The following is a 13,338-nucleotide window of genomic DNA, read 5'->3' as shown; positions in this document are numbered from 1 at the left end:
GAACACCTTCAGAGAAGTCGCTATATTAAGGGCTAATTCCCCCTGTGCACGTGAGCGAGATCACGCCCCACTAGAGGCTGAGATCTGAAAAAATACCATGGATGGCGATCGGTTGAAATATCGTATTTACCACCATTTTTAGTGGCAAATACCAAATAAATACCGATAAACAGAAGTAAATGTTGCTAAAAAAAATTAAAAAAATATGAATGATAACTTTTTGTTTCTAAAGTGCAGTTCACAGAGCCCTTTACGCCGCTAGATGCTGGCCAACATCGCCAATGCCTGCTCTAAATCGCGAGTGCGACGCATGGGGGGTAGCGCTTGTAATAAATCACCACCATAGGGGCGTTGAACAATTCGGTTATCACACAAAATTAATACCCCCCGATCGCGACTATCCCGAATAAGACGGCCAACTCCTTGTGTTAATTTCATCGCGGCCATTGGCACGGCCAACTGAGTGAAAGCATCACCGCCATTGAGCTGCACTTGCAGCGATTTCATGGCAAACATAGGATCATCAGGCGGGGTAAAAGGCAGTTTATCGATGATCACACAACTCAATTGCCGCCCTTTAACATCGACCCCTTCCCAAAAACTGTAACTCCCCAGTAATACGGCATTACCCAGTTGGCGAAATTTATCCAGTAACGCACGTTTACTACCTTGCCCCTGAATAAGCACCGGTTGGCTCACGAGTCGCGGTAAACGCTGTGCCACTTGGTTAAGCATGGCATGGCTGGTGAACAGTACAAAGGTACGGCCATCGGCAGCGGTGATAGCTCGCTGACAAATATTGAGTAATTGATCGACCGCTTGATGATGGCGCACATCTCGCAATTGTCTCGGAACGCAGAGTAATGCTTGTTGGTAATAATCGAACGGACTATCGAGCACCAACTGACGTAACTGCTTAGCATAGTGGCCACTAAAGCCTAAATATTGCGCAAATTCAGTTAGCGAGCCCCGCAGTTGTAAGCTGGCTGAGGTCATGATCCAGCGGCAGGCTTGGCCATGTTGCTCTTGCATTAGCCCTTGAAATCTCAAACCCAATTGCCATGGAATTTGGTGCAAGCTCAGCGGGTGTCTTTGCTGGTCATTCGCCCCCTCAATCACATAGGCAGATTGGGGATCGTCCGCGTCTATAAACACGGTTAGTTGTGAGACATGCTCACTGAGCGAATCTATGATTGGCGCCAATTCGGGTGCTGTCACCAGCAAGGCTTCAAGCAGTTGTTGCAACGTTAATAAGGCTTGCTGTAATTGCCAAAGGTGCTGACTGATAGCTCGGTGACTTAAATATTCACGCCAATTGCTACTGGCTCGTTGTTGAGCTAGTGCCTGAATATCTTGGTGCAGCGCAGCTAAGCATTGGCTCGCCCGTGCGACCGCATTCGCTAGCGCATGAGTATCAGCCAACTGTTGAGCTGCCATACTCGCTAACCGATTAAGCAGCGACTGACAACGGGATTGCGAAAAAACCGTGGCAAAATGACGGGCCAAGAGATCCGGCAATTGATGCACCTCATCGAGCACCACCGCATCGACATTCGGTAAGAATGATTCCACCTCTTGTTGTAATCCTTGTTGATCGGCCAATAATAAATGATGGTTAACCACCACCAGCTTAGCCTCACTCGCTTTCAGGCGGGCTTTACGGGTAAAACACGCTTGATAATAGTCACAAGCCTGCCCTTGACAGCCCTCTTTGCGACTGCGAACCAAATCCAACGCTGGGCTGTGCTCTGCCACCCATTGCAGATTATCCAAGTCGCCATCAAGACTGCTTGATTGCCACTGGTGAACACGTAGCAAATCATCTAGCACTTGGGGATCAAGCGAGCTCGATGCCTGTAATTGTTCCACCAATAACCACTGACACAGATAATTACTGCGACCTTTAAGCAAGGCGATATCTAGCGGCTTATCCAATATTTTACTTAATGCGGGTAGGTCTTTATACACCAACTGTTCTTGCAGGTTTTTAGTGCCGGTGCTAATGATGACTCGCTGACCACTTAATAATATCGGCCCGAGATAAGCGAAGGTTTTACCGACGCCAGTGCCCGCTTCGACCAATAAATGTGGTCCGTTAGACAAGGTATCGGCCACCGCTTGCGCCATGGATTGCTGCTGCGGACGGCATTGATAGCCAGGAATATGTTGACTCAATTGTCCGTGTTCACCAAAAAGATGATTGGTTGTTTCAACGAGAGAAAGACGCAAGCGAACCCTTATACTATATGGCCATATCAAGCCCAACGATTGCCAGCATTATGCCTGTAATCGACGGGCATTCAAGTGAGCAACGCTTACGCGCTAGAAATAGATTTAAGATGAATAAAACTCACCCAGCTAAAAAGAGGCTTGCTAACACCCTGAAATATCGCTAGCTTAAATAACAAGCACAGCATGTTATCTTAATGAGAGCAAATTATGAGCCAGTTTCTGACACGCCATCACCATCACCACAAGCGGTAGCCTTCGGAAGCTCACTGCCGAAGGACTGACTCCTTCTGGCGGCTGGCATATTGCACAAACCCCTGGAAGGAATTTCAGGGGTTTTTTGTTTTAAGTCCCTGATCACCTTAAATTTAGTAACAAGGAACGATCATGAACAAACAAACACGACTGCGGATAGCCATTCAAAAATCTGGCCGTTTAGCCAAAGATTCACAAACACTACTCAAATCCTGCGGAGTGAAGTTTACCATCAATGAGCAGCGTCTTATTGCCCACGCGGATAACCTGCCTATCGATATCCTGCGAGTCAGAGATGATGATATTCCCGGTTTAGTCATGGACGGTGTCGTCGATTTAGGCATCATCGGCGAAAACGTATTAGAAGAAGAGCAACTGGACAGAGAGCTTATCGGTAAGCCAGCGCAATACCAAAAATTAAAGCAATTAGACTTTGGCACTTGCCGCTTATCTTTAGCTGTACCTAAGGAATTTAACTACCAAGGCATCAGTAGTTTACAAAATTTACGCCTCGCCACGTCTTACCCTAATTTATTACGACGCTTTATGACCCAACAAGACATTGATTATAAAGACTGTATGCTCAAAGGCTCAGTGGAAGTGGCACCGCGAGCGGGCTTAGCCGATGGTATTTGTGACCTGGTCTCCACCGGCGCCACGCTTGAAGCCAATGGCTTGGTCGAACAAGATGTTATTTATCGCTCCATGGCCTGTGTCATCCAATCATCTGCCGCCCAAACCGACAGCAAACAAACCTTGATAAATACCCTATTATCTCGCATCAACGGCGTGATCCGCGCGCGGGAAAGCAAATACATTATGCTGCATGCGCCCAAAGCCAGTATCACCGACATTGTAGCCCTGCTGCCGGGGGCAGAAAATCCAACCATACTGCCGCTCAATGACGATGGCAGTAAAGTCGCCATCCATGCGGTCAGCAGCGAAGATCTATTTTGGGATACCATGGAGCAATTATCCACACTCGGTGCCACCTCGATTTTGGTGTTGCCCATAGAAAAGATGTTGGGGTAAGCCATGCAAGTGATCCAGTGGCACAACCTCAGCCCAGCAGAACAACGACAATGTTTACAGCGCGCCCCGCAAATTGGCAGTGCCGATGTTAGCGCCAGCGTCAGGCACATCATCGAGCAAGTCATAGACAATGGTGATGAGGCGTTAGCTAAATTCAATCGTGAATTTGACCACACCCAAGTGCCATTAGCTGTGCCGTCACAAGTATGGCAACAAGCGGGTGATAATCTCAGTGATAAACTAAAACAATCCATCGAATATGCCATCACCAACATCAAGCGTTTTCATCGTGCTCAGCAACCGGCGCCGCTTTGCGTCTCAACCCGCCCAGGGGTGAGTTGTGAGCTCAAGAGCCATGCCATCGACAGTGTCGGCTTATATGTCCCAGGTGGCAGCGCCCCGCTGGTGAGTACCGTGATGATGCTGGCCATCCCCGCGGCCATTGCCGGTTGCCGTCGCCGTGTATTAGTCAGTCCTGCACCGATTAATGACGCCATTATTTACGCGGCCAAACTCTGCGATATTACCGAGATCTATCAAGTGGGGGGTGCCCAAGCCATCGCCGCGCTGGCCTTCGGCACCGAGACCATTGCGGCTGTAGATAAAATTTTTGGCCCCGGTAACAGTTACGTTACTGAAGCCAAGCAACAGGTCGCACAATCCCAGCGAGTTTCCGTCAGTATCGATATGCCAGCGGGCCCCTCTGAAGTCTTAATATTGGCCGATGAATTGGCCAATCCTGACTTTATTGCCGCAGACCTACTCAGTCAGGCAGAACACGGCAGCGACTCACAAGTCCTGTTAGTGAGTGATAGTTTAGCATTACTGCGTAAAGTAAAAGAGGCATTAGCCAGACAATTGCCGCAACTGTCACGCCAAAACATAGCCCGCCAAGCCCTCAGCCATAGCCGCTTAATTGTCTGTGACTCCATGGCGCAAGCCTGTGACATATCCAATCGATATGGGCCTGAGCATTTAATTATTCAAACCCAAGACAATGAAGCGGTTTTGGCCCAAGTGCGCAATGCGGGCTCGATTTTTGTGGGCGCCTATACCCCAGAATCCGTCGGCGATTATGCCAGTGGCACCAATCATGTATTACCCACCTATGGCTATAGCCGCAGCGTTTCCAGCTTATCATTAGCGGATTTTAGTCGACGTTATACCGTCCAAACTGCCAGCGCCGAGGGCTTACAAGATTTAGCGCCTGCCGTGATGGCACTGGCAAATGCAGAATTACTCGACGGCCACGCCAATGCGATCGCCGTGCGGCTGAAGGAGCTTGCCAATGACTAAGCGCGCCGAAACCTTAGCACGGCAACTGTGCCGTCCTGAACTCATCGACTTGCAAGTGTATGAAAGTGCGCGGCGCTTAGGCGGCAGCGGCGAAATCTGGATCAATGCCAATGAGTCGCCATTTAACAATACCTCCACGGCGGGGATCAATCGCTACCCCGACTGCCAGCCTCCTGCCTTGATTGAGGCCTATGCCCGCTATGCCAAGGTAACTCCCGAGCAAGTATTAACCTGTCGCGGCGCCGATGAAGCCATTGAACTATTGATCCGCACCTATTGTGTGAGTGGTCAAGACAGTATCGGCATCTTCAGCCCGACCTATGGCATGTATGCGATTAGCGCCGCCAGCCATCATGTCGCCGTTGTCGATGAACCGCTTAACGATGATTGGTCATTGCCAGCGCAAGCCGCCAGTACCATGCATGCCTGTAAATTGGTGTTTATTTGCCATCCCAATAATCCCACGGGTAACCTGCAAAGTCGCGCCAGCATTGAGGCGGTGTTAATGGCGCTACCGTCCAGCCTTGTAGTGGTTGATGAAGCCTATATTGAGTTTAGTGCCAGCGAGTCTGTGGTCGATTTACTCGAGCAATATCCCAATTTAGTAATTTTACGCACCCTCTCTAAGGCCTTTGCCTTGGCGGGAGCGCGCTGCGGATTTTGTTTAGCGGATCCGGCTATTTTGGCCATGATGATGCGCATCATCGCCCCCTACCCGGTGCCGTTACCCGTGGCCTTAATAGCGCAGGCGGCATTATGCAGCGAGGGGCTGAGTCAAATGCAAAGGCAAGTGCTGAGTCTAAATCAACAAAGACAAAGGTTATGCCAGGCATTCACTCAATACGCAGGGGTGACTCGAATGTCTCCTGGCCATGGCAATTTTATTCTCGCCGCATTTAGCGATCCTAACGCCATCGCTACCGTATTAGCCCGCTCGGGCATCGTCGCGCGCCAATATAAACATCCGCGACTGGCCAACGCCATTCGCTTTAGTGTCAGTGACAGCAGCGATACCGACACACTGCTACAAGCGCTCGACTCTCAACTAGCAAACAATAACAATCAAAAGGTGAACTCATGAACCAGCCTAAGGCCCTGCTCTTTATCGACCGCGATGGCACCCTCATCGAAGAGCCGGTGATTGACAAACAAGTGGATAGTGCAACCAAGCTCGCCTTTGAAAAAGATGCTATTACGGCGCTGTTGCAATTACAAGCGGCGGGATTCACTTTGGTCATGGTGTCAAATCAAGATGGCCTTGGTACTGACAGTTTTGCCCAAGCAGACTTTGATTTACCCCATAATTTAATGATGCAAGTGTTCCGTTCCCAAGGCGTGAACTTTGAGCAAGTGCTGATATGCCCTCACTTTGAGCGCGATAATTGCAGTTGTCGCAAGCCTAAATTAGGCCTAGTTAAAGACTACTTAATCCAAGGCAAAGTCGATTTTACCCGTTCAGCCGTTATTGGTGATCGTGCCACCGATTTAGCACTCGCCGAAGCCATGGGCATACGGGGGATCCAGTACCACCCCAGCACCAATGACTGGCAAACCATAGTGCAATCCCTCTTGAGTCAGCCTCGCCGTGCCTGCGTGCAACGCACCACCAAAGAAACCGATATTAAGGTAGCTGTGGATTTAGATACCCCAGGCACCAAGGAGATTAATACCGGCATAGGTTTTTTTGACCATATGCTCGATCAAATTGCCACTCACGCCAATATTAGCCTGACGGTACAAGTGCAAGGAGACTTACATATTGATGATCACCACAGCATCGAGGACACCGCCTTAACTCTCGGCGAAGCCATTCATCAGGCGCTAGGCAATAAACGCGGTATTGGCCGTTTTGGTTTTAGCTTGCCGATGGACGAAGCCCGCGGTGAATGTTTATTGGACTTATCAAATCGGCCATTTTGTCGCTGTGATGCTCACTTCAATGGCGAGCGCGTCGGCGGTTTAGCCACTGAAATGATCCCGCACTTTTTCCGCTCCTTGGCCGATGGGCTCAGGGCGAATATTCATGTGTCGAGCGTCGCCGATAATGATCACCACCGGGTGGAATCCATGTTTAAAGCCTTTGGCCGCACCTTACGACAAGCGATCAAAATAGACGGCAATGATCTGCCCTCCAGTAAAGGGAGTCTGTGATATGAATCGACACTCCCCAACTGATACCACGGTGATTATTGATACTGGCTGCGCCAATTTAAACTCAGTAAAGTTTGCCTGCGAGCGGGTATTGGCTAAGCGATTGGATGTTGCTGAGCGCCGGTTGCTGATCAGTGCCGATCCCGAGCAAATCCGCGCTGCCACGCGAGTCATCCTGCCGGGTGTCGGTACCGCTCGCGCCGCGATGCGGCAATTAGCTCACAGCCAACTGCTCAATGTGATCCCGACATTAAGCCAGCCCGTCCTTGGGATTTGCCTTGGTATGCAACTGCTATGTCAGTATTCAAGCGAAGGCGATATTGCCTGTTTAGGATTGATCCCAAGCCGGATTGAACCACTAACAGCCGAAGGTTTACCTGTGCCCCACATGGGCTGGGATCAACTAACCGTTAGCGATCATCCATTATTTAATGACATCGAGTCGGGCAGCTATGTGTATTTTGTTCATAGCTTTGCGGCGCCGTTGTCATCTTATACCCTTGCCAGTTGCCACTATGGCGAGGATTTTAGTGCCGCGATTGGCCGCGATAACTTTATGGGGGTGCAATTTCACCCTGAAAAAAGTGCCGACGTCGGTGAGCGCATCCTACGCAACTTTATGGAGATGCAAGCATGATTATTCCAGCGATTGATTTGATTGACGGTCAAGTCGTCAGGCTTTACCAAGGGGATTATCAGCAAAAGACTCAGTTTGCACTGGATCCCTTAACCCAGTTGTTATCCTACCAAGAGCAAGGCGCACAGTGGCTACATTTAGTCGATCTTGATGGTGCCAAGCAGCCATTGGCGCGCCAAACTCAGCTGCTTACCCAGCTAATAACAGCGCTAGATTGTCAGGTCCAAGTTGGCGGAGGTGTGCGCTCAGAGCAAGATCTGCAAACCTTATTGGAGTGTGGTAGCGATCGCGTCGTGATTGGATCTTTAGCCGTCAAACAGCCGCAATTAGTTGGCCAATGGCTAGAGCGATATGGCCAAGACGCTATCTGTCTCGCCTTAGACATTAATATCATTAATGGGGTGAAGTCTTTGGCCGTGTCAGGCTGGCAACAAGATGCTGGGGTGGCGTTAGAGTCCTTGATGGATCAGTTTTTAAGTCGTGGGCTTAAACATGCCTTGGTGACAGATATCAGTCGCGATGGCACCCTCAAGGGCCCTAATGTCGACTTGTACCAGCAATTATCCCAAGCTTACCCGCACGTCTGCTGGCAAGGTTCTGGTGGGGTTGCCAGTCTCGATGACATCAAGGCCATGCGTGACTCTGGCGCCAGTGGCATTATTGTGGGTAAAGCCTTATTAGAACAACGCTTTAATGTTAAGGAGGCAATTCAATGTTGGCCAAACGTATAGTGCCATGCCTTGATGTACGCGACGGCAAAGTGGTTAAAGGTGTTCAATTTCGCGACCACATGATTATTGGTGATATCGTGCCTTTAGCAGCTCGATATGCCAGCGAAGGTGCCGATGAACTGGTGTTTTACGATATCACTGCCAGCACCCAAGGGGCCGTCGTCGACAAGTCTTGGGTCGAGCGGATTGCCGAGCAAATCAATATTCCTTTTTGCGTGGCGGGCGGAATTAACTCCATCCAACAAGCCCGACAATTGCTGGCCTATGGCGCCGACAAAATCTCGATTAACTCACCTGCCCTATCGGATCCTAGTTTGATTGAGCGCCTCAGTGATGAATTTGGCCGCCAATGTATCGTGGTCGGTATTGATTCATTTTATGATGACAACACCGGCAGTTATCACGTCAAGCAGTTTACTGGGGATAGCCGAACTATCGCGCAAACCCAGTGGTACACTCAAGATTGGCTAGAAAAAGTCCAGCAACTTGGCTGCGGTGAAATCGTGCTGAATGTCATGAACCAAGATGGGGTACGCCAAGGCTATGACATCACTCAATTAGCGCAAATGCGTCAAGCCTGCACAGTGCCCCTAGTGGCATCAGGGGGCGCGGGAACCATGGCTCACTTTGCCCAAGTGTTTCAGGAGGCCAAGGTGGATGCGGCGCTTGCGGCCAGTGTTTTTCATAATCAAGTGATCAATATTGGCGAGTTAAAACGTTATCTACACAGTCAAGCCATTGCCATTAGAGTCAATTAATCAGCCTGTGGGCTCAATCGATATCAGCGAACAAGCAAGGAAACCTTATGAATCAAGCCAGCGCGACCGCCATCCAATATGAGGCCAATCTCATGGAACAATTGGATTTTAACAAAGGTGACGGACTGCTGCCCGCCATTGTTCAGGATGTGATTTCTGGCCAAGTGCTTATGCAGGCCTACATCAACCGTGACGCGTTAGCCCAGACTCTGGCCTCTGGCAAAGTGACCTTTTACAGCCGTTCCCGTCAGCAATTATGGGTGAAAGGTGAAAGTTCTGGGAATTTTTTAGACGCCGTCAGCATCAGCGCCGATTGTGATAACGATAGCCTGTTGATTATGGCGCAACCCGTTGGCCCGACGTGCCACACTGGCGCCACCAGCTGTTGGCACACCGAATACAGTAAACCCTTTACTAACCAGTTGTCCGCGTTAATCCACCGCCGAAAATTGGCCATGGCCAGCGCTGATGAGAGTCAAAGTTACACCAGCGCTTTATTTGCCAGTGGCAGCAAGCGCATTGCTCAGAAGGTAGGTGAAGAAGGCGTAGAAACTGCGCTGGCCGGCGCGACCGGCGATAGCCAAGAGTTAGTCAATGAAGCGGCCGATCTGCTGTTTCACTTGATGGTACTACTCGAAGATCAGCAATTATCCCTAGAGGATGTACAACAACGCTTGTATCAACGGCACCAAGAGCAGTAATTTTAACCATATCTCAGCTTGTGGCTCGGCAATATTTACCGAGAAAGGATGGCATTGCTCACAAATTTGCTATACTAGCGCCCTTTATTTGTACCGATAACTTGAGTGCGCGAGCCATGAGCCAAGCTGAGATCTATACCCCTGCCCCCCGGCCAAGTCTTTCAAATCAACTGGAACTTTTGGCACCCGCAAAAAATGCGGATTTTGGGATGGAAGCCATTCGCCACGGTGCCGACGCTGTCTATATTGGTGGCCCCGCTTTTGGAGCTCGCGCCACCGCAGGAAACAGCGTAGAAGATATTGGCCGTTTATGTGAGTTTGCCCATCGTTACAATGCCCAAGTGTTCGTGGCCTTAAACACTATCATTATGGATGACGAACTTGCTGGTGTACAAAAGCTCATATGGCAACTGTATGAGGCTGGAGCCGACGCCTTAATCGTGCAAGACATGGGGATTTTGCAACTGGACTTGCCGCCGATTGCTCTGCATGCCAGTACGCAAATGGATAACCGCAGCCCTGAAAAAGTGGCCTTCTTAGAGCAAGTCGGTTTTTCGCAAGTGGTGCTGGCTCGCGAATTGGGCTTAAGCCAAATTCGTGATGTTGCGGCCATTACCAAAATGCGTTTGGAGTTTTTCATTCATGGCGCCTTATGCGTGGCTTATAGTGGCTTATGTAATCTAAGCCATGCTTTTAGCAACCGCAGTGCCAATCGTGGTGAATGTTCCCAAATGTGTCGTTTACCCGCGAACCTCAAAAACCGCCAAGGCGACATATTCGCGGAAAACGAGCATTTATTGTCCCTCAAAGACAATAACCAAACCGATAACCTTGAAGCCTTAATTGATGCCGGCATTCGCTCATTCAAAATTGAAGGTCGCTTAAAAGACTTAAGCTATGTTAAGAATGTGACTGCCCATTATCGTCAGGCGCTTGATGCCATCATCGCCCGTCGACCCGAACTGCAAGCCGCCTCCCATGGCCGCGTAGAGCACAGCTTTACTCCCGATCCCGAAAAAACCTTTAATCGGGGACGCACCGACTATTTTGTCCATGAACGTAGCCAAGGCGTCAGTGATTTCCGCTCGCCTAAATACATTGGTCAAGACGTCGGCAAAGTCGTGAGCCTAGGCAAAGACTTTATCAAAGTCGAGTCCAACCAGGACTTCAACAATGGCGATGGTCTGTGTTATTTCCCCGCCAACTATGCCAAAGCCAAACAATCAGACGACAAGCTGCAAGGTTTGCGAGTCAATCGCGCCGATGGCCATACCTTATACGTGATGCAAGTGCCTCATGATTTAAAAGTGGGCATGACACTATACCGTAACCATAACCAAGCCTTTGAAATGTTGCTGGCCAAAGAATCGGCCAAACGTATCATCGCTGTTGATATGGTGTTACAAGAGACAGATACGGGCTTAGGACTGTCGATTAGCGATCATTATGGCCACACAGGTTATGCTGAAATCGCCATCGATAAGACCCCAGCGCGTGATGATGCCGCCCTTGATAAAATGCGCACTCAATTAGCAAAATTGGGAGCCACCGATTTCGAAGCGCAGCACATCACCTTAGCGACATCACAACCTTGGTTTGTACCGGCATCAATACTCAATGGTCTGCGCCGCGATGCCATCGTTGCGTTAGAGCAGGCACGCCAAGCGGGTTATCAACGACCTTTGCCATGGAAGCATCATCAAGAGGCTGTGTATCCAAGCAAACATCTCAGCTATTTAGGTAATGTGGCCAACCACGCGGCGAAAGACTTTTATCAGCGCCATGGTGTGATTGAAATTCAAGACACTTATGAGAAGAATGGGGTCACCGAAGAAGTCCCCTTGATGATCACTAAGCATTGTTTACGCTTTAACTTTAATCTCTGCCCTAAAGAAGTGCCCGGCATCAAGGCAGAACCCCTGATCTTAGAAATAGGTAGCGATGTACTAAAACTGGTGTTTGATTGTCCGAAATGCGAAATGATGGTGGTGGGTGCCAATCGCCAAGTCAAAAATCCAGACCCGATCAGATAAAGTGCCACAAGACCACCATGCCCCGAAGTTCGGGGCATGGTCATTAATACCTAGTTGGCCTCACAGGCAAGCACCAATGCTTGTAAATGCGCGCCCAGATCTTGATCCGTTAACTCACTCGTGGCTTGCTGCATTTGAGATAACGTCGCCAGCGCTTGTTCCAGCCCTTGCTCTGCTATCAAATCTTTGGCGTATGTTGCAGCATCTGCCCCTTGTTGTAATAGATTTGAGACTGTTTCAATGCTCAACTCCTCACTCATGGCCGTTTGCAAACTGGCGAGTAGCTCAGTAATGTTGGCCGATTCAGCCAACGCCCCTTCGACACTCGCTAATGCCCCCACCGGAGACTCGGCCAATGCCTCAGCCACGCAAGCACTGACAGAGCCTGCTTGAGCCGTTTGCGCGACCATCTCTAGCCCTTGGGCACGAATGTCCTCGATAGCTTGTTGAACCTCTTGATGCTGAGCCAACCACACTTGCTCTAACTGCTGTTTATCCGTTTCACCAACAAAACCACAGCCAACCAGTGCTGAACTCAGACTTACCCCTAAAAACCATCTTGATGTGTTCATAATATTTCCGACATTTTTCTTGCGCCAAGTGTAGAGCCTAAACCTAAATCTAAAATGAATATCAAGCTTACAAAAATGTAATCTTCAGGCAAGGTTGCCGACAAGTGTGGCGGTTAAGATAGCCTCATCAAGTTACTCGACTTACTTTAAAGGCTCTCATTATGACTCAAGTACTCAAACCTATGGCCATTGGCTTATTCATCGCATCCATCTTCAGCGCTAGCTATGCATTGGCTGATGAGCTGGATTTTACCGCTGCAGACTTTAATGGCGCGACTGTGAGCCTGACTCAGGCGATTAACGCTGCCCAACAAGCCACCTCTGCTATCGCTATCGATGCCGAGTTTGACCAGCATATGGGCAGCAATCGTTACGAAGTGACTCTAGTAAATGCCAAAGGGCAAGAAATTGAGCGTTTTATCAATCCCCACAACGCCGAAGTCACTAGCCCGATGTTTACTGATCAGGATATCGATGCCGACGATGTGGCTGTGCGTGATGCCATACGTCAGGGCAGCAGCCAACCTTTGGTGGAGATCATTAGCCAACTCGAAAGCCAATACTCTGCCAAGGTATATAAGGTTGAATTAGAGCAAGAACGCCAACACATAAGTTATGAGGCAGACCTGCTTAGCCCCGAGGGGCAACACATTCGCATTAATCGCTAATTGACGATAACGCCAGCCCCGCCAGTGTCAACGCTGAACGCTGGGGCAGGCGTCATTTCAACGCGGCATTGGAGTATACAATGAAACAGACCCTAGCATTTTTATTAACCAGCCTCCTGAGCATCAGTATGATTTGTGCCATGCTAATCATTGGCTTGATAACATTAGGGGCGAGCATGTTTGCTGGCCTTTTCATGAGTTTAATCGAATGGTTAACGGGCAGTGACAACCGGCAAGATAACGACCGCCAACATCCGGATTCTCCTGTGCTATGA

Annotated in this window: 13 protein-coding genes; 11 read left to right on the top strand and 2 right to left on the bottom strand. The window is 49.5% G+C overall.

All coding sequences use genetic code 11. From position 1 onward, the window contains the following. Positions 1-258: 258 nt before the first annotated feature. Complete coding sequence (locus KU855_RS01770; RefSeq protein ID WP_218528625.1) at positions 259-2,229, bottom strand: ATP-dependent DNA helicase; 1,971 nt, start codon at positions 2,227-2,229, stop codon at positions 259-261. A gap of 387 nt (positions 2,230-2,616) precedes the next feature. Here KU855_RS01770 and hisG point away from each other — a divergent pair, with 387 nt between their 5' ends. The 9 genes from hisG (at position 2,617) to KU855_RS01725 (ending at position 11,823) form a co-directional block, all read left to right on the top strand. After that, positions 2,617-3,516: an ATP phosphoribosyltransferase gene (gene hisG, locus KU855_RS01765; RefSeq protein ID WP_218528624.1), complete on the top strand. Its 900-nt coding sequence runs from the start codon at positions 2,617-2,619 to the stop codon at positions 3,514-3,516. A 3-nt stretch (positions 3,517-3,519) separates the two neighbouring features. Beyond that, positions 3,520-4,812, top strand: a complete 1,293-nt coding sequence (hisD, locus tag KU855_RS01760) for a histidinol dehydrogenase (RefSeq protein ID WP_218528623.1) — start codon at positions 3,520-3,522, stop codon at positions 4,810-4,812. Then, positions 4,805-5,893 (top strand): histidinol-phosphate transaminase, encoded by a 1,089-nt coding sequence (gene hisC / locus KU855_RS01755; protein ID WP_218528622.1) that lies wholly within the window; start codon positions 4,805-4,807, stop codon positions 5,891-5,893. The genes hisD and hisC overlap by 8 nt, the downstream gene beginning before the upstream one ends. Next, positions 5,890-6,963 (top strand): bifunctional histidinol-phosphatase/imidazoleglycerol-phosphate dehydratase HisB, encoded by a 1,074-nt coding sequence (hisB, locus tag KU855_RS01750; RefSeq protein WP_218528621.1) that lies wholly within the window; start codon positions 5,890-5,892, stop codon positions 6,961-6,963. Before hisC ends, hisB begins: the two co-directional genes overlap by 4 nt. A gap of 1 nt (position 6,964) precedes the next feature. Beyond that, complete coding sequence (hisH, locus tag KU855_RS01745; RefSeq protein WP_218528620.1) at positions 6,965-7,600, top strand: imidazole glycerol phosphate synthase subunit HisH; 636 nt, start codon at positions 6,965-6,967, stop codon at positions 7,598-7,600. After that, positions 7,597-8,331: a 1-(5-phosphoribosyl)-5-[(5-phosphoribosylamino)methylideneamino]imidazole-4-carboxamide isomerase gene (gene hisA / locus KU855_RS01740; RefSeq protein WP_218528619.1), complete on the top strand. Its 735-nt coding sequence runs from the start codon at positions 7,597-7,599 to the stop codon at positions 8,329-8,331. Before hisH ends, hisA begins: the two co-directional genes overlap by 4 nt. Next, entirely contained in the window at positions 8,313-9,089 is a 777-nt protein-coding gene (gene hisF, locus KU855_RS01735) for an imidazole glycerol phosphate synthase subunit HisF (protein WP_218528618.1), read from the top strand. The genes hisA and hisF overlap by 19 nt, the downstream gene beginning before the upstream one ends. A 47-nt stretch (positions 9,090-9,136) precedes the next feature. Next, entirely contained in the window at positions 9,137-9,790 is a 654-nt protein-coding gene (hisIE, locus tag KU855_RS01730; RefSeq protein ID WP_218528617.1) for a bifunctional phosphoribosyl-AMP cyclohydrolase/phosphoribosyl-ATP diphosphatase HisIE, read from the top strand. 116 nt (positions 9,791-9,906) lie between these two features. Then, the gene (locus KU855_RS01725; RefSeq protein ID WP_218528616.1) at positions 9,907-11,823 is read left to right on the top strand and encodes a U32 family peptidase; all 1,917 of its coding nucleotides are present in this window, start codon (positions 9,907-9,909) and stop codon (positions 11,821-11,823) included. A gap of 50 nt (positions 11,824-11,873) precedes the next feature. On the opposite strand, the gene KU855_RS01720 is transcribed toward KU855_RS01725, so the two are convergent. After that, positions 11,874-12,395, bottom strand: a complete 522-nt coding sequence (locus KU855_RS01720) for a hypothetical protein (protein ID WP_218528615.1) — start codon at positions 12,393-12,395, stop codon at positions 11,874-11,876. Positions 12,396-12,556: 161 nt separating this feature from the next. On the opposite strand from KU855_RS01720, the gene KU855_RS01715 reads away from it, so the two are divergent. Both KU855_RS01715 and KU855_RS01710 read left to right on the top strand, forming a co-directional pair. Continuing rightward, positions 12,557-13,063, top strand: a complete 507-nt coding sequence (locus tag KU855_RS01715; RefSeq protein ID WP_218528614.1) for a PepSY domain-containing protein — start codon at positions 12,557-12,559, stop codon at positions 13,061-13,063. An 80-nt stretch (positions 13,064-13,143) separates the two neighbouring features. Further along, positions 13,144-13,338 (top strand): hypothetical protein, encoded by a 195-nt coding sequence (locus KU855_RS01710; protein WP_218528613.1) that lies wholly within the window; start codon positions 13,144-13,146, stop codon positions 13,336-13,338.

The organism is Shewanella sp. NIFS-20-20, assembly GCF_019209865.1.
Classification (GTDB): Bacteria; Pseudomonadota; Gammaproteobacteria; order Enterobacterales; family Shewanellaceae; genus Shewanella.
This window is presented reverse-complemented; position numbering and strand designations above follow the sequence as displayed.